17 protein-coding genes are annotated in these 15323 nt (G+C 64.8%); 10 read left to right on the top strand and 7 right to left on the bottom strand.

Going from position 1 to position 15323, the window contains the following annotated elements:
- A partial coding sequence (locus RIL96_RS06520) for an integrase core domain-containing protein (RefSeq protein WP_310548201.1) occupies nucleotides 1–370 on the top strand: 370 nt, incomplete at its 5' end.
- A gap of 21 nt (nucleotides 371–391) precedes the next feature.
- On the opposite strand, the gene RIL96_RS06515 is transcribed toward RIL96_RS06520, so the two are convergent.
- Complete coding sequence (locus RIL96_RS06515; protein ID WP_310548200.1) at nucleotides 392–664, bottom strand: hypothetical protein; 273 nt, start codon at nucleotides 662–664, stop codon at nucleotides 392–394.
- 223 nt (nucleotides 665–887) lie between these two features.
- On the opposite strand from RIL96_RS06515, the gene RIL96_RS06510 reads away from it, so the two are divergent.
- Nucleotides 888–1274, top strand: coding sequence for a DUF1304 domain-containing protein (locus RIL96_RS06510; protein WP_310548199.1), 387 nt, complete (start codon nucleotides 888–890; stop codon nucleotides 1272–1274).
- An 81-nt stretch (nucleotides 1275–1355) separates the two neighbouring features.
- On the opposite strand, the gene RIL96_RS06505 is transcribed toward RIL96_RS06510, so the two are convergent.
- Complete coding sequence (locus RIL96_RS06505; RefSeq protein ID WP_310548198.1) at nucleotides 1356–2378, bottom strand: zinc-dependent alcohol dehydrogenase family protein; 1023 nt, start codon at nucleotides 2376–2378, stop codon at nucleotides 1356–1358.
- A 66-nt stretch (nucleotides 2379–2444) separates the two neighbouring features.
- A complete protein-coding gene (locus RIL96_RS06500) occupies nucleotides 2445–3341 on the bottom strand; it encodes a helix-turn-helix transcriptional regulator (protein WP_310548197.1) in 897 nt (298 codons plus the stop codon).
- A gap of 194 nt (nucleotides 3342–3535) precedes the next feature.
- On the opposite strand from RIL96_RS06500, the gene RIL96_RS06495 reads away from it, so the two are divergent.
- Complete coding sequence (locus tag RIL96_RS06495; RefSeq protein ID WP_310548196.1) at nucleotides 3536–5338, top strand: L-lactate permease; 1803 nt, start codon at nucleotides 3536–3538, stop codon at nucleotides 5336–5338.
- 14 nt (nucleotides 5339–5352) lie between these two features.
- Here RIL96_RS06495 and RIL96_RS06490 read toward each other — a convergent pair whose 3' ends face one another.
- Together RIL96_RS06490 and RIL96_RS06485 are read right to left on the bottom strand one after the other, a co-directional pair.
- Nucleotides 5353–6447, bottom strand: coding sequence for an NADH:flavin oxidoreductase/NADH oxidase (locus RIL96_RS06490; RefSeq protein WP_310548195.1), 1095 nt, complete (start codon nucleotides 6445–6447; stop codon nucleotides 5353–5355).
- Between the two features lie 87 nt (nucleotides 6448–6534).
- On the bottom strand, nucleotides 6535–6963 hold the full coding sequence (locus RIL96_RS06485; RefSeq protein ID WP_310548194.1) for a DUF3054 domain-containing protein: 429 nt from the start codon (nucleotides 6961–6963) through the stop codon (nucleotides 6535–6537).
- A gap of 240 nt (nucleotides 6964–7203) precedes the next feature.
- Between RIL96_RS06485 and RIL96_RS06480 the strand changes: the two genes are divergently transcribed.
- The 3 genes from RIL96_RS06480 (at nucleotide 7204) to RIL96_RS06470 (ending at nucleotide 9888) form a co-directional block, all read left to right on the top strand.
- On the top strand, nucleotides 7204–8463 hold the full coding sequence (locus RIL96_RS06480) for a Na/Pi cotransporter family protein (RefSeq protein WP_310548193.1): 1260 nt from the start codon (nucleotides 7204–7206) through the stop codon (nucleotides 8461–8463).
- 98 nt (nucleotides 8464–8561) lie between these two features.
- A complete protein-coding gene (locus RIL96_RS06475; protein ID WP_310548192.1) occupies nucleotides 8562–8897 on the top strand; it encodes a hypothetical protein in 336 nt (111 codons plus the stop codon).
- Nucleotides 8898–8922: 25 nt separating this feature from the next.
- Entirely contained in the window at nucleotides 8923–9888 is a 966-nt protein-coding gene (locus RIL96_RS06470) for a substrate-binding domain-containing protein (RefSeq protein ID WP_310548191.1), read from the top strand.
- A gap of 9 nt (nucleotides 9889–9897) precedes the next feature.
- On the opposite strand, the gene RIL96_RS06465 is transcribed toward RIL96_RS06470, so the two are convergent.
- Nucleotides 9898–10893: a sulfurtransferase gene (locus RIL96_RS06465; RefSeq protein ID WP_310548190.1), complete on the bottom strand. Its 996-nt coding sequence runs from the start codon at nucleotides 10891–10893 to the stop codon at nucleotides 9898–9900.
- A 263-nt stretch (nucleotides 10894–11156) separates the two neighbouring features.
- On the opposite strand from RIL96_RS06465, the gene RIL96_RS06460 reads away from it, so the two are divergent.
- From RIL96_RS06460 to RIL96_RS06445, 4 genes are all read left to right on the top strand, one after another.
- Entirely contained in the window at nucleotides 11157–12008 is an 852-nt protein-coding gene (locus RIL96_RS06460) for a methyltransferase domain-containing protein (protein WP_310548189.1), read from the top strand.
- Between the two features lie 136 nt (nucleotides 12009–12144).
- Nucleotides 12145–12630, top strand: a complete 486-nt coding sequence (locus RIL96_RS06455) for an NfeD family protein (protein WP_310548188.1) — start codon at nucleotides 12145–12147, stop codon at nucleotides 12628–12630.
- Between the two features lie 60 nt (nucleotides 12631–12690).
- Nucleotides 12691–14115: an SPFH domain-containing protein gene (locus tag RIL96_RS06450; RefSeq protein ID WP_310548187.1), complete on the top strand. Its 1425-nt coding sequence runs from the start codon at nucleotides 12691–12693 to the stop codon at nucleotides 14113–14115.
- A 146-nt stretch (nucleotides 14116–14261) separates the two neighbouring features.
- On the top strand, nucleotides 14262–14603 hold the full coding sequence (locus RIL96_RS06445) for an RNA polymerase-binding protein RbpA (protein ID WP_310548186.1): 342 nt from the start codon (nucleotides 14262–14264) through the stop codon (nucleotides 14601–14603).
- A gap of 174 nt (nucleotides 14604–14777) precedes the next feature.
- Here the strand turns inward: RIL96_RS06445 and RIL96_RS06440 are convergent, their stop codons facing one another.
- Complete coding sequence (locus RIL96_RS06440; protein WP_310548185.1) at nucleotides 14778–15293, bottom strand: dihydrodipicolinate synthase family protein; 516 nt, start codon at nucleotides 15291–15293, stop codon at nucleotides 14778–14780.
- Between the last annotated feature and the right edge of the window lie 30 nt (nucleotides 15294–15323).

Below are 15323 nucleotides of genomic sequence, written 5' to 3'. Positions count from 1 at the left end.
GCCTACTATGAACAGCGGACCGAGTCCGCACCAAAATCTCGGAACTAAACCCAGGACGGTTCATTCAGACCGCGGATCGCAATTTCGTTCACGGAAATTCCAGCGTGCCCTGAAGGCCTACAAACTGGTCGGGTCGATGGGCCGAGTCGGAGCGGCCGGGGATAATGCGGCGATGGAGAGCTTTTTCTCGATCTTGCAGAAGAACGTGCTCGACCGGCAGTCTTGGGTTACTCGGGACCAGCTGCGAGTCCGGATCATCCACTGGATCGAGGCGACTTACCACCGCCGACGACGGCAACGTCGACTCGGTAAACTGACCCCGGTCGAATACGAGACCGTTTACCAACAAGCCGTCGCCCTGGCGGCATAAACCCCGAGGTCAACTAAACCTTCAGCAGACCCGGGTGATGACCAGAGCGCCCGGCACGACCGCCAGCGCATACACGCCCACCAAGTGCCCGGCCTGGCTGATCGAGACACCGAGATCGCCCGCGACCTCAGTCAAGAGACCTGCGATGACGAACTCGGTCAGCCCGATTCCGAACCCGCCGACACTGAGCGCGAGCAGCGCAAGCGCGGCCTTGCGCCGCGTGGCGGCTGTGCTCGGTGAGGACGCCTCGGTACCACCGGTGGACTCAGATGAAGGGGGAACAGTCGTCGCCATCAGGCGCAGCCTCCTCGAACAGAGCGGATGATCCTGACCGATCGCTCACGAGACGAATCGGTCCACGCATCCACCCTGCTCAGACGGCAGCCGAGCAGCCAGAACCCCGAGTTGTCTACCACTGCCAGGGTTACCCAGCGCAGGGCCAGCACCAGCATCAAAAACCACTGGTCCGCCCCTCGTGACAGAATCGACAGATGCACACGGCACTGAGGAGGAACAGATGGTGATCGCAGCTGGCGTCATCGCCGGGCTGGCGGCAGCCCTGCACGTCTACATCTTCATCATGGAATCGCTGCGCTGGACCGCGCCCGCCACCCGGTCCATCTTCGGGACCACGTGGGAAGAAGCCCAGGCTACTCAGGAGATGGCCTATAACCAGGGCTTCTACAACCTGTTCCTCGCTCTCACCACGGCGATCGGCCTGGTGTTTATGAGCATCGGTACCACGGATATCGGCGCGGCCTTGGTGCTTGCGGGCACTGGCTCAATGGCGGCTGCCGCTGTCGTCCTGCTGCTGAGCTCACCTGATAAGCGTTCAGTGGCACTCAAGCAGGGGACTCTGCCTCTCCTCTCCGTCATCCTGCTGGCGGCAGGCCTGTTGAGCTGAGGGCAGAGACCCCTCCTGCGGCGCCTCCACACCGGCTGGGCCACCGGCATACAGTCCGACGGCCCAGCCGGTGTCACGGTGTCACGGCGTCAGCATGACTTTGACCGCTTCACGCTGGTCCATCGCTGCATAAGCCTCCGCCGCCTGATCCAGCGGGAGCACCTTGTCGAACACACGTCCCGGCTCGATCGTGCCGTCCCAGATCAGACGGATCAGCTCGGGCAGGTACCGCCGCACCGGCGCGGGACCGCCATGGAGATGGATCAGGGAGAAGAACAACTCGATACCCGGGAACTCCACTCCATGGGAGACGCCGACGTAGCCGACCGACCCACCGGGCCGAGTGGCGCGGATCGCCTGCATCATGGACTCCTGGGTTCCCACGGCTTCCACGACACCGTGAGCGCCGAGCCCACCGGTGAGCTCCCTGATCTTCTCAACGCCCTCATCACCGCGCTCGACGACGATATCCGTGGCTCCGAATTCCCGTGCCAGCGCCTGGCGTGATTCGTGACGGCTCATCGCAATGATCCGCTCAGCACCCATCTGCTTCGCAGCCAAAACCCCCATCAGTCCCACAGCACCGTCACCGACGACGGCGATGGTCCGCCCGGGGCCTGCACCGGCGGCGTCCGCGGCGAACCATCCGGTGCCCAGCACGTCAGAGGCCGCCAACAGGGAAGGGATCATCTCCTGGCTCGGCGTACCGGGAGTAGCCACCAGAGTGCCGTCGGCATAGGGGATCCTCGCGTACTCCGCCTGGGTGCCGATCGAGCCATCCACGAACGTCGCGTTGACGCACCGGGAGGGATATCCGGCCTGACATATTTCACAGGTGTTGTCAGAGATGACGAACGAGCCGACGACGAAGTCTCCGGGCTTCACCGTGCGGACCTCGGAGCCGATCTCTTCGACGACGCCGACGTATTCGTGACCCATCTTCTGGGCATCAGCCTCATCAGCACCACGGTACGGCCAGAGGTCTGAACCGCAGACACAGGCCGCGACGACGCGGATCACAGCATCGGTGGCATCGATGATCTCGGGGTGCTCACGTTCTTCGACCCGGACATCGCCCGGTCCGTGCAGAATGACTCCTCGCATGGGGGTCCTCTCAATCTCTCAGGGTCCTACCGCCGGTCGGACGGAGGAGGTTCTCGGTGTTCCTGTTCAGCAGGAGTGCTGGGCATCCTCCGCAGAGACAGGGGAGGGGGTGTGCTCGGCGTGAAGGGATCCGAGCATGCGCAGCTTCTGGTGGGTCTCGGAGCCTGGTTCGGCTGAGTAGATGTAGAGGGTCAGCCCCTCATCAGCGGTGATGGCGAGTTCCTCGTAGGCGAGGACCAGCTCACCGACCTCCGGGTGATGGAACCGTTTGGTGCCGTGACCGTGGATGCGCACATCATGAGAAGCCCACAACTGCCGGAAGGTCTCACTTCGGGTGGAGAGCTCCCCGACGAGGTCCTGCAACCCCTTGTGATGAGGGTTTCGGCCTGCTTCGGCACGCATCGTCGCCACACACATCTGCGCCATCTGTTCCCAGTCCGGGTAAAACTCACCGGCAGCGGGATCGAGGAACTGGAAGCGTGCGAGATTCGGTGTCCTGCCCCCGGCGCCGATCACCGGCGCGAAGAACGCCCGGCCCAAGTCATTGACACCCAGCAGATCCTGAACGTCATTGCGGATGAAGGCCACAGCATCGGTGATCGCATCCAGCACCCAGCGTAGATCCTGCCGCAGCGCCGGACGGCGCCGGTTCCGATGGCGCGGTCTGCCTGTGACGGGCGCACCATCTGCGGCGCGAGCCAGGTCCATCAGGTGACGGCGTTCGGCCTCATCAAGGCGCAGTGCCCTGGCCACGGACTCCAGGACTGACCCTGAGGCACCGGCCAGGGCGCCGCGCTCAAGTTTGGCGTAGTACTCCACGCTGATGCCGGCCAGCTCTGCCACCTCACCACGGCGCAGCCCCGGCACCCTACGCGCACCGCCTGCCGGCAGGCCCACCTGCTCGGGCGTGACCCTCGCTCGCCGCGAGGTGAGGAACTCGCGTACCTCGTGCTTGGCGTCCATGCAGATGAGCCTACGGCGTAGCTCTGACACTGAGGAACACCCTGGCAGTACACCCCAGAGAACGCGCGGCCGCAGTAGGGAGCACCTGACGTGTTTGACGTCATGCTGTGAAGCAGGGCACACTAATCTGCGCATTGAATGGTCAGTCCAATGTGCCTGCACGGCGGACACGCTTCCCAAGATGAGGTGACACTGTGGAGAATCTCGGTGTGCTGAGCCTGTTGGCACTCAGCCCCATCGCCGTCGTCGGCGTGCTGCTGGCAGGATTCCGCTGGCCGGCGAAGTACGCGATGCCGGTCGGCTACGTGGTCACCGTGCTTGTGGCTCTGCTGGTGTGGCAGATGCGCCCCGATGCGGTGCTCGCCGCGACGATCGAGGGGTTGATCGTCGCAGTGACCATGCTCTACATCATCTTCGGCGCGCTGCTGATGCTCGCCACGGTGATCGCCTCAGGCGCGATGAGCACGATCCGGGCCGGTTTCACCGCCATCTCCCCGGACCGCAGGGTCCAGGCGATCATCATCGGCTGGCTCTTCGGCTCCTTCATCGAAGGCACCTCCGGCTTCGGTGCGACTGCCGCCGTGGTCGCCCCGCTGCTGCTGGCGCTCGGCTTCCCGGCGATGGCGGCGGTGATGGTCGGGCTGATCATCCAGACCACACCGGTCTCCTTCGGGGCCGTCGGCACGCCCATACTGGTCGGTGTCAGCGGCGGCCTCGAAGGTGGTGAAGGTGTCGAGGAGTTCGCCGCCACCTTCGGCGGTCACACTGAGCTCGTCCACGAAATCGGTTTTCAGACTGCCGCCATCCACGCCGTCGTCGGACTCCTCATTCCTCTGGCCCTCGCCGTGTTCCTCACCGGGTTCTTCGGTCCGCGGCGCAGCTTCCTGGAAGGGCTGCGGATCTGGCCGTTCGCCCTCTACGCCTCAGTGGCGATGACCGTCCCCTATGTGCTCATCGCCTACTTCGTCGGCTCAGAGTTCCCCTCGCTGATCGGTGGGCTGGTGGGCCTGACCCTGGTGATGTTCACCTCCAGCCGCGGATTCCTCATGCCCGCACCGGAGGACACCTTCGACTTCGGGCCCCGCAGCCGTTGGGAAGAGCGCTGGATGGGCTCCGTGGATACCGATCACCTCATGGACCTCGGCACACGCAGGATGAGGACGCTGGTGGCCTGGGCGCCGTATCTCGTGGTGGCCGTGCTGCTGCTGGGCACCCGGCTGATCGAGCCGCTGGAGTCCGCACTGCGCTCGGAGCACCCGGTGATCACCGTGCCGTTCGAGAACATCCTCGGCACCGGGATCTCGACGACGTGGCAGTGGCTCTACAGCCCCGGCACGGTCTTCCTGATCACCTGTCTGATCACCTACGTGATCCATCGGATGCGTGCCGACCAGATTCGCCAGACCTGGGTCACGGCCGGAAAACAGGTGTGGGGCGCTGCGGTGGCGCTGCTGTTCGCCGTGCCGCTGGTGCGTGTGCTGATCAATTCCGGCCCTGACTTCACCGCCTCAGATCTCGCCTCTATGCCGGTGACCCTGGCAGAAGGGGCTGCGACCCTCACCGGAGGGAGCTGGCCGCTGCTGGCGCCGTGGATCGGTGCGCTAGGTGCATTCGTCGCAGGCTCGAACACGGTGAGCAACCTGACCTTCTCGCACTTCCAGTTCTCCACCGCTGAGCAGATCGGCTCTGCTCAGGAGACTGTGGTCGCCGCTCAGGCCGTCGGCGGTGCCGGAGGTAATGCGGTGGCCATCCACAACATCGTCGCCGCCTCCGCCACAGTGGGCCTGCTCGGCCGCGAAGGCGACCTCATCCGCAAGACCGCGTTGATCACCGCCTACTATTGCGCACTCGGGGGAGTGGTGGCCTACCTGTGGATCAACGGCTTCGGCGCCAACCTGGGCACAGCCGCGCTCATCGTGGTGCTGACGGTGCTCACCGGCATCGTCCTGTGGATGATCCGCCGGGACCGTCGGCTTCCGGCAGCACCGGCATCCTGAGCCACCGCCTCACATCACCCGCCCACGGCATAGCCGTACTGCGGGATATGGCGCGGGGAAGCCCCCAGAGCCACCGCCACCTGGTTGGGCCAGGAGATGTCACGCAGAAGCTGCCGTGCCACGAAGACGGCGTCCACGTCACCGGAGCTCACCAGTTCCGCGGCCACTGTGGCCTCACTGATTCGCCCCACTCCGGCCACGTGCCCCTGGGCCTCAGAGCGGATCCGGGCGGCTTTGGAGGTCTGGTAGTCGGTCTCCGGTGAGATCTTCGCCGGCACCAGCCCGCCGGAGGAGGCATCGATGAGATCAACACCCAACTCATAGGCGTCACGGGCCAGCTCGATAGAGTCCTCCACAGTCCAGGAGTCCTCCTGACGGGTGGGATCTTCCGCAACCCAGTCCGTGGTGGAGATCCGCAGCATCACCGGCAGATGGTCGGGCCAGACCCCACGCACGGCTGTGATCACCTCACGCAGCAGGCGGGTGCGGCCGGTGAAATCACCGCCGTAGTCATCACTGCGCCGGTTCGACAATGGCGAGAGGAAGCTGTGCAGCAGATACCCGTGGGCGGCGTGGATCTCGACGACGTCGAAGCCTGCCTGCCGAGCCCGCTGCGCGGCGTTGACGAAGTCCTCGATGAATTCGGAGATATCCTGTGCTGTCATCTCCTGCGGAGCCGGATACCCGGGGAAAGCCACCGGGCTGGGGCCGATGGTGTGCCAACCGCCCTGCTCGTAGCTCAGTGCGGCTCCGGTTCCGCCGGGCCAGTCGGCAGAGGCTTTGCGGCCTGCATGTGCCAGCTGTACACCCGGCACAGCACCGCCCTGACGGATTCCGGCGACGAGGCGTTGAAACCCCGGGATCTGCGAGGACTCCCAGAGGCCGAGATCCCAAGGAGAGATCCGGCCGCGCTCCTGCACAGCGGTGGCCTCGACCATGACCAATCCGGCACCGCCGAAGGCGTGTGAGGCGTAATGGCTGAGGTGAAAGTCGGTGGGACGGCCGCGCTGATCTGCGTCATCAGCGGAGTACATGCACATCGGCGACATCCACAACCGGTTGGGGATCTCGAGGCTGCGCAGCGTCAGGGGAGAGAACAGCTCAGGCATGAAGAGGCGACCTTTCCGAGAGGTGTGGGGGAGGGGTGGTCAGAGACGTGAACGAGGTCAGGTGTACAGAACATTCAGGGTGACTCGTCAGGTACGTGTGGCAGGCATCAGCAGCCCGGTGACCAGACGGCGGCCGATCAGCAGCACTGCCAGGCTGGAGGCCGCCACCAGCACAAAGGACAAGGGCGCACCGCCGAGCCCGAACAGCACGCGCAGCACCATGCCGCCGATGACAGTACCTGCCCAGATGACTAGGCCATCGGGCAGCACTCGCGAGGGGCGTCGCGCGCTGCGCATCAGTGCCGTCGCCAGGGCCCAGGCGCAGAGAAAGGGTGCCGCCGTGGTCAGCACATCCACGATTCCCAGACCGGTGTCATGGCTGCGGTTGCCCAGGGCCGCGAAGACGATGATCAGCGCGGCATCGAGGACGAGCAACCCACCTCGAAGCAACGCGGAAGTGCTGCGGCCCGTTGTGCTGGCGGGCACACGGCCGGTGCGATCAGCAGTGGAGACCATACCGGCACGATACCGTCGTCGGCAGTGCTGTGGGTGGCGAGATGACGCGCAGTGAACCTCGTCGAGGGGCGCCTGGCATCACCGCTGTCTACCTCACATGTTCGTGTAGCACATCTCATACTCGGAGACCGATGTTAAGACACCTGCAGTTCACCTTGGTCTGGTCGACTGAGCCTGCACCCGGGGGAGTCAGGGTGGCATCAGTACGCACCACGTGAAGAGGCAGGAGGCACACCTCCCATGTCCCAGACGGTCAGTCACCAGGCGGAATACGCTGAGCACACGGTCGACCAGGTCGACGGTGCCTCCGCTGCAACCCAGAGCCCCCCGCCCAGCCCTTTGCGGCGGCTGCCGCTTCAGGGGAGGGCACGCAGCATCGTCGAGTGGCTCTCCGTCGTCCTGGCGATCTACGTGATGATCACCGCGGTGAGCACCATCGGCTCAGGATTCCAGGCGGCCACCGGAGGCCAGGCTGAGGAGCTCTTCAGCTTCGCCTCCAACCCCTTCGTCGCCTTGGTCATCGGTATTCTTGCCACCGCGCTGACGCAGTCCTCCTCGACGACGACGTCCATCGTCGTGGGCATGGTCGCCGGAGGACTGCCCATCGAGACGGCGATTCCGATGCTCATGGGCGCCAATGTCGGAACCACGATGACCTCCACCCTGGTCTCGCTCGGTGCTGCCACAGACCGTCAGCAGTTCCGTCGCGCATTCTCAGCCGCCTCGGTCCATGACATGTTCAACCTCTTAGCCGTGGGCCTGCTGCTGCCCCTGGAACTGATCTTCGGCTTCCTCGGCAATATGGCCACCTGGTTCGCCGGGGTGACCACCGGCACGGACGGCGGCATCGTAGCCACGGTCTTCAGCACCTTCGGCGATGCGGTCTCAGCGGTCACCTCACCGGGTGCTGACCTCGTCGAAGCCAGCGTCTTGGCGGTGCTGCCAGAGGTCATCGGCGGCATCGTGATGATCGCGCTGGGCATCGCGCTGATCCTGCTGATCATCAAGTTCATCTCGAACATGCTCAAGACCCTGCTGGTGGGCAAGGCGGAGAAGGTCTTCCACTCGGCCATCGGCCGCGGCCCGGTCTCCGGCATCTTCTCCGGGATGCTGATCACCGTGATGGTCCAGTCCTCTTCGACCACCACCTCGCTGACCGTGCCGATGGCGGCCTCCGGGAAGTTCTCCCTCTGGCAGATCTATCCCTTCACCGTCGGTGCCAACATCGGCACCACGATGACGGCGATGATCGCAGCCTTCGGGTTCACCGGAGTCGAAGGCACTGCGGCGATGACAGCTGCAGCCGTGCATCTGCTCTACAACGTGCTGGCCACGCTGGTCATCTTCCTCATTCCGGTGCTGCGCCCGATTCCGGTCAGGGGAGCAGAGTGGTTGGGCAACCTGGCCGCCAAGAACAAGATGTACGTGCTGGTCTGGCTCGCCGGACTGTTCGTCGTCCTGCCCGCACTGCTCATCGGCATCAGCACGCTGCTCTTCTGAAAGCCTCACCGGCGCTCATTCCATCATCCCGCAGACTCGTCATCACCTCTTCACCACCTCGTCATCGCAGAGGACCGTGTCGGTCCGGAGAGAGAACTATGGATACTCGAGGCACCTCCCAGGACGCCACTCACAGCACGTCGGCTGGGCAGCACACTGACGACGAAGACATCCTGCTGGCAGATCGTGAGCTGTGGGAGATGCTGCGTGAAGCCGAGGCGAAGGTCGAGCAGCTGCGCACGGAGCTGGATCGACGTCGTGAGCTGCGTAGGCAGGCCCGTGACGGCGAGGACCATGAAGAAGAGGTCCAGCGGCTGAGCGAATACCTCGAGCAGGCGCAGATCAATTGGCAGGCCGTGCGGAACTTCTTCCAATCAGCCATTGACGAGTACCGCGGAGACAAAGCTTGGGGGAGCGGGCGCACCCGCGACTGAAGCGCGAATCACAGGAGTAGCTGAGATGACCGGTATCCGTTTTCACTCTCGCCCATGGCCCTTCGTCATCCTTCCTCTGGGAGCGCTTGTGCTCAGCGGCTGCCAGGACTCCTCGGACGGGGCCGAGGATGCCGAGGCGGTGACGATCGTCGGCTCGGCGACGGTCGAGCCGATCGCGCGTATCGCTGTGCGCGAGAGCGGCATCGATGCTGAGCTCAGCGGAGAAGGGTCCATCGCCGGGTTCGAGGAGTTCTGCGCCGGCGAGGCCGATGTTCTCAACGCCTCGATCCGTATGCCCGGCTCCGACGCCGCCGAGGGCATCGAGGACTTCCGCTCGCAGTGCGAGGAGGAAGGGGTGGAGTTCGTCGAGCTGCCGATCGGTGTGGACGCCCTCTCGGTGATCACCAATACCGCCAACGAGGACGTCACTGACATCACCATGGACGAGCTGGCTCAGATCTGGGGCGAGGACTCTGAGGTGGAACAGTGGTCAGACGTCCGGGACGAGTGGCCGGATGAGGAGATCCAGCTCTTCGGCCGCAGCGAGGACTCGGGCACCTTCACCCACTTCACCGAGGAGCTCTTCGGCGACCCGGAGGGCATCCGGGACGACTATGAGCAGGAGGACGGGCTGGCGGAGCTCGCCGAACTTGTAGCCGAGGACGAGAACGGGATGGCCTTCATGGGTGTGGGGAACTACCTGGCAGCGCCTGAGGAGTTCCAGACCGATATCACCACAGTCACCGTCGACGGGGTGGCGCCGGATGCCGCGCGATCCGTCGAGGGGGAGTACCCGCTGACCCGTACACTCTACACCTATGTGGCGCTCGAGTCTCTGGACGCCCAGGAGGACGTGGAGGCCTATGCCCAGCGGCTGCTGGACAACGGGGACTCCATCCTCCCGCGGGCCTTCTTCTATCCGCTGTCACCAGAGGACTACGAGGAGGCCTCCCAGCGTCTCGAGGATCGCGAGACCGGGGTCGCCGAATGAGCTGGCAGCTCAGGAGCCGAACGAGCAGTCCCGGTCTCCGCCCCTGGCTACCGGGCGGTCGGCTGAGGAGATCCAGTCGCTCCATGAGCCGATGTAGACACCGGCCGGTTCCGCCTGCGGGTGGGCGACTTCCCAGGCCAGAGCGAGGTGGCAGGCTTGGACACCTGAGCCGCAGGAGAGCATCGGAGGGGCCGTACCGTCTGCCCCTCGGGTCGCGAAGGCCGCAGCGAGTTCCTCCGCAGGCAGGAGCCCGGCGCCTTCAGCGATCAGCTCGGCGGCTGGCAGGTTCGCGGCACCGGGAATATGCCCGGCCACGGGATCGATGGATTCATGTGCTCCGTCGAACCGTTCTGAGGCTCGTGCGTCGATGAGCACTGTGGGGCGCCGTGTGAGGCCTGCATGAGGTTCTGTGTCAGGTTCTTTATCGGATTCTGCCGCAGATGCGATGTTGGATACTGCGTCGTCGAGCCACTGGGTGATCTCTGATGAGCTGATCAGGGGACGTCCTGCGGTGCGGGCGGTGAAGTCTCCGGGCTGAGGTTCGCGTTGGCCGGATTCTGTGGGCTCACCGGCTGCGAGCCACGCGCTGAGCCCGCCGTCGAGTACGTGGGCCGCCTCGACGCCGAAGTAGCGCAGCAGCCACCATGCCCGGGCAGCAGCCAGGCCGGGCCCGGCGTCGTAGACGACCACGGGGTGGCCGTCATTGACTCCTAGCTGACGCATCTGCTGTTCGAAATGGTCTTTCGTGGGCATAGGGTGGCGTCCACCGACTCCGTCGGCGCGGCCTGGACCGGCCAGCGCCGTGGAGAGATCGACGAAGACCGCGGCCGGAATATGCGCATCACGATATTGCTGGTGGGACTCATCTCTCGGCGTACCGAGGCTCCAGCGGACGTCGAGCAGCGTCGGTGAGTCCTGATGCGGGTCTCGCAGACGGGCGGCGAGCTGGTCGGCAGTGACCAGGGGAGTCTGCCGAGGCTGGTCCTGTGGCTCCGGTGAGGACATGGCTCTCATCCTTATGTTGACATAATGTAGATTATCGGGCGTACAGCACGGAGGAGTGCTGGAGGTCTGAAGTGACACGGACCTCACTGAGATGCCTGCTCTCCATGAGATTCAGTGTCCCATTCGGCGCACCGTGACGACACCGTGACGACACCGTCATGACACTGCCTGCGACGACACTGCTTCGCATCTGAGACCTGGCACAGTAGAGCTATGGATTCTTGCAGACGGTGCGTGACACTGCGTGCCTGCCGGAGGTTGTTGTGAGGCAGACGGCGCAGGTCCTGTGCGCCAATTGCCGAGCACCGGTCACCGCCGCGTACTCCGACGGGCGCCTCAACGGACTTCAGTGCCCCGAAGGTCATCGCTTCGACGCCGCCAAGCAGGGTTATGTCAATATGCTGGTGGGGCGTGGCAGCAAACACGTCCCCGACACCGCTGAGATGGTGCTCGCCCGAGAACGTGCACAGGCCTCTGGCGTCTTCGCTGCGCTCATCGACGCACTCCAGGACACCACAGACGCTCAGCTCGATACCCTCAGCTCTCCGGCGCTCCTCGACTGCGGCGCCGGGACTGGACACTACCTGGCGCCGCTTCTCCGGCAGCATCACACCGCCTGTGCCGTGGCACTGGACCTCTCCCCTGCCGCGCTGAAACGCGCAGCCAAGCTGCCCCGCACCCTCGCCCTCGCCTGGGACCTCTGGCGCGAGCTCCCGGTGGCCTCCGGCGTGATCGACCTGCTCCTGAACATCTTCGCGCCGCGAAACCCCTCGGAGTTCCGGCGCGTGCTGCGCCCTGGCGGCATGGCCGTGATCGTCACCCCCGGCGCTGATCACCTCCGCGAGCTGGCCGAGGTCGGACTGCTCAATATGCAGGAGGACAAGCATGACGCCCTGATCGCGGCGATGCGGCCGCATCTCGGCAGCCCTTCAGCTCTCCGTGGCATCCGTGAGTGCTCTGCCGTGCCGGTCGACACCGCCGTGGACCTCGTCATGATGGGCCCGGCAGGACATCACCGCCGCCGAGAGGACGTCGCCTCCAGCATCCTCAGCCACAGCGACGGCGCAGAAGTCGCTGTGACCGTGAACCTGCAGATCACCGTGTTCTCCAGATGAGGTTCCCCGGGTTCCACGGGCGAGGTTCTACGGGTGAGGTTCCACCGGTGAGTATGATGGTGACCACGTACTCCGGTCATGCAGTCCGGTCCCAGACTCCGGCTACGCTGCTCTGACACTGACGAAGGAGGAGCCATTGATCGAATGGATCACTGAGAACCTCTGGGCCGCCTGGCTCGCGCTCACTCTGACACTGTTGGTTATTGAGCTGCTGATGCTTGACCTCCTCTTTCTCATGCTCGCCGCCGGCGCCGGTGCCGCCACCACAGTGGCCCTGGCCGGAGGCGAACCGTGGATGCAGGTGGTCGTGGGCTCCGGTACTGCGCTGCTGATGCTCGGTGCCGTGCGGCCAGTGGCCCTGAAGCACCTTCGCCGAGGCCCTGAGGATCAGCTCACCAACGTCGATCGGATCGCCGGCATGGACGCAGAGCCCCTGGAGCTCGTCACCCGCGAGTCCGGGCTCGCAGAGGTCGACGGAGAGACCTGGACGGCACGCACACTGGGTGAGGAGCGCCTGGAGCCCGGTGCCGCCGCCGTCGTCGACTCCGTCGACGGTGCCACTGTCTACCTCACCGCTGCCAAGACCATCAGCTGGCAGGACCCCGCGCCTCGGCACGCCTGACAGGCTTTCCCCCATCTGAACCACCGACCATCGCAATCGAAGAGAACGGATCCACCACCTATGGATATCGCAATCCTCATCGTGCTCCTGGCACTGTTGGGGCTGGTCGTCGTGATCATCGCCCGCAGCGTGCGCATCGTCCCCCAGGCGCGCACCGGCATCGTGGAGCGTCTGGGGAAGTTCCAGCGTGTCCAGCCGCCGGGGCTGACGCTGCTGGTGCCGTTCCTGGACCGGCTGCTGCCGCTGCTGGACATGCGTGAGCAGGTGGTCTCCTTCCCGCCACAGCCGGTGATCACCGAGGATAACCTTGTGGTCTCCATCGACACGGTCGTCTACTTCCAGATCACTGACCCCAAGGCCGCGACCTATGAGATCGCCAACTACATCCACGCCGTGCAGGAGCTGACCACCACCACTCTGCGCAACGTCGTCGGCGGTATGCACCTGGAGGCCGCACTGACTTCCCGTGACACCATCAACGGCCAGCTGCGCGGTGAGCTGGACAAGGTCACCGGGCGCTGGGGCATCCGGGTGGCCCGCGTCGAGCTCAAAGCTATCGAGCCGCCTATGTCGATCCAGGACTCGATGGAGAAGCAGATGCGCGCCGAACGCGACCGCCGTGCGGCCATCCTCACCGCAGAAGGCACGAAGCAGTCGGCCATCCTCACTGCTGAGGGTGAGCGCCAGGCCGCGATCCTCGCCGCCGAAGGTGAGGCTCAGGCGCGGATCCTCGGAGCTAACGCCGAGGCCCAGGCCATCGAGACCGTCTTCCATGCCGTTCACGACGCCGAACCTGGTCCGGAGCTGCTCTCCTACCAGTACCTGCAGACGCTGCCTGAGCTGGCCAAGGGTGACTCCAACACGATGTGGGTCATCCCCGGTGAGTTCGGCGAGGCGTTGAAGACCTTCTCCTCCGGCTTTGCGGGCAAGGACGCACATCCCGAGGACACCCGTACCTCCGAGGAGCGGGAGAAGGAGCGTGAGGCCCGGGCCGAGCGCCTGAAACAGCGCAAGGAGGAGAAGGAGAAACTGGAGGCTGAAGCACGGAAGAAGGGCAAGCCCGCGATCTCGAATGCGATCGCTGACCTGGCTGAATCTGCCCGTGCCACCTCGGTGACCGATGAGAACCCGCACTATGAGTTCTCTGAGCAGCTCGAAGAGGAGACTCGGCGTGCCGAGAGCCGCAACCGGACCTCTGGGACCGAGGCCTCAGTCGCTGATGAATCCAGTACTGATGCGCTCAAGCGTGTGGCCCAGAGTGCCCCGCCGGAGGCCCAGGCTTCGTTGGGCAACGGCCGCGAGCTCGGTGAGGAGCAGAGCCAGGCGGCACCGCAGCAGTCTCAGCCCCAGGGCGACCCTTCAGGCCGGACTGAAGAGCCTCAGCAGGGCCATCAGGGGTATCAGTACGGGCAGCAGCCCGGACCCTATGGCCAGCAGCAGCCACCTCAGGGTCCCCCGCAGCAGCGACCTCCCTACCAGGGCTGAGAACTTTCCCGTCGAGCCAGGGTCATTCGGAGAGGGCTACGCGACGGTCTGCCTGATCTCAACATCTCGGGGCACCCGGAATAACCCGGTGCCCCGAGATGTTGAGCACCTGAGAACATCTGTCACCTGCTGGAGGTAGAGCATCGATGAGCGACCGCAGTCTGCGCGGTATGCGTCTGGGCGCACAGTCTATGGAGACCGAGCAGGGTGTCGAGCCGGCACCCCGCCAGGACGTGGAGTACGTCTGCGAGGACGGTGAGAAGATCACCGTCACCTTTTCCGCCGAAGCTGAGATCCCCTCAACCTGGACCTCCCCGACGGGGAAGGAAGGGGTGCTGGTCGACGGCAGCAAGCCGGATGAGACGCCCGATAAGCCGGTGCGTACCCACTGGGACATGCTGCTGGAACGGCGTTCAGAGCAGGAGCTCGAGGAGATCCTCACCGAGCGGCTGAAGAAACTGCGGGAGCGCCGCGGCGAGACGGTCTGACCCCAGAGCCGAGCCAGCTATATCGAGAGTTCGGAGACGAGGTAGCCTCTTACTTCTCATCACGATGGCGGGGACGCACCTTTTCGGATGCGTCCCCGCCATCGTCGTGTGGGCTCATATCATCATGCTGGCTCGACCAAGACCCCAGCTGCCGACTCTCGCCCTTGGGATCTATCACCCTTCGGTGACTCCGAGGTCCTTAAGCACCTGCGTCACCCGTCCGCGCTGCTGAGTATTCAGCCCATGCAGAGGACGGGGCAGACAGTTCTGCGGGACGATCCCGAGATGTTCAGCGATGGCCGCCACCACACGCAGGCTTCCCCCGCATTCGGCGAAGAGCTCCCATAAGGGCTGTAGGCGAGCAGAAGCTGCGGATGCCTCTGCCTCAGTACCGGACTCTGCCGCACGCATGATCGGACTGGCCAGTTGCGGCAACGTGCCGGCGATCACCGAATACCAGGCCTCGCAGCCGACGTTGAGCGCCGCCGCCGCGGAGGAATCACCGGATATCCCGATGGTCACATGAGCTGGCAGCACACGGCGCACCTCATCGATACGGGCCTTGGCTGAGACCGGGTCGGTGCCGGTCGGAGGAATCTTGATCGAGCTGATGCCCGGCAGCTGTGCCAGGCGGCCGTAGAGCTCCGTGCTGAACGTGAAGCCGGTCGTCGTCGGGTTGTCGTAGCGCATGTCGGGGTTGCAACACTCGTCCACGTAAGC

Source organism: Nesterenkonia aerolata (genome assembly GCF_031470965.1).
GTDB lineage: Bacteria > Actinomycetota > Actinomycetes > Actinomycetales > Micrococcaceae > Nesterenkonia > Nesterenkonia aerolata.
This window is presented reverse-complemented; position numbering and strand designations above follow the sequence as displayed.

Excerpts from the sequence above, each read along its gene's own strand:
- RIL96_RS06515 (WP_310548200.1), bottom strand. The coding sequence starts at position 664 with ATGGCGACGACTGTTCCCCCTTCATCTGAGTCCACCGGTGGTACCGAG.
- RIL96_RS06510 (WP_310548199.1), top strand. The coding sequence starts at position 888 with ATGGTGATCGCAGCTGGCGTCATCGCCGGGCTGGCGGCAGCCCTGCAC.
- RIL96_RS06505 (WP_310548198.1), bottom strand. The coding sequence starts at position 2,378 with ATGCGAGGAGTCATTCTGCACGGACCGGGCGATGTCCGGGTCGAAGAA.
- RIL96_RS06500 (WP_310548197.1), bottom strand. The coding sequence starts at position 3,341 with ATGGACGCCAAGCACGAGGTACGCGAGTTCCTCACCTCGCGGCGAGCG.
- RIL96_RS06490 (WP_310548195.1), bottom strand. The coding sequence starts at position 6,447 with ATGCCTGAGCTGTTCTCTCCCCTGACGCTGCGCAGCCTCGAGATCCCC.
- RIL96_RS06485 (WP_310548194.1), bottom strand. The coding sequence starts at position 6,963 with ATGGTCTCCACTGCTGATCGCACCGGCCGTGTGCCCGCCAGCACAACG.
- RIL96_RS06480 (WP_310548193.1), top strand. The coding sequence starts at position 7,204 with ATGTCCCAGACGGTCAGTCACCAGGCGGAATACGCTGAGCACACGGTC.
- RIL96_RS06475 (WP_310548192.1), top strand. The coding sequence starts at position 8,562 with ATGGATACTCGAGGCACCTCCCAGGACGCCACTCACAGCACGTCGGCT.
- RIL96_RS06470 (WP_310548191.1), top strand. The coding sequence starts at position 8,923 with ATGACCGGTATCCGTTTTCACTCTCGCCCATGGCCCTTCGTCATCCTT.
- RIL96_RS06465 (WP_310548190.1), bottom strand. The coding sequence starts at position 10,893 with ATGTCCTCACCGGAGCCACAGGACCAGCCTCGGCAGACTCCCCTGGTC.
- RIL96_RS06450 (WP_310548187.1), top strand. The coding sequence starts at position 12,691 with ATGGATATCGCAATCCTCATCGTGCTCCTGGCACTGTTGGGGCTGGTC.
- RIL96_RS06445 (WP_310548186.1), top strand. The coding sequence starts at position 14,262 with ATGAGCGACCGCAGTCTGCGCGGTATGCGTCTGGGCGCACAGTCTATG.
- RIL96_RS06440 (WP_310548185.1), bottom strand. The coding sequence starts at position 15,293 with ATGCGCTACGACAACCCGACGACGACCGGCTTCACGTTCAGCACGGAG.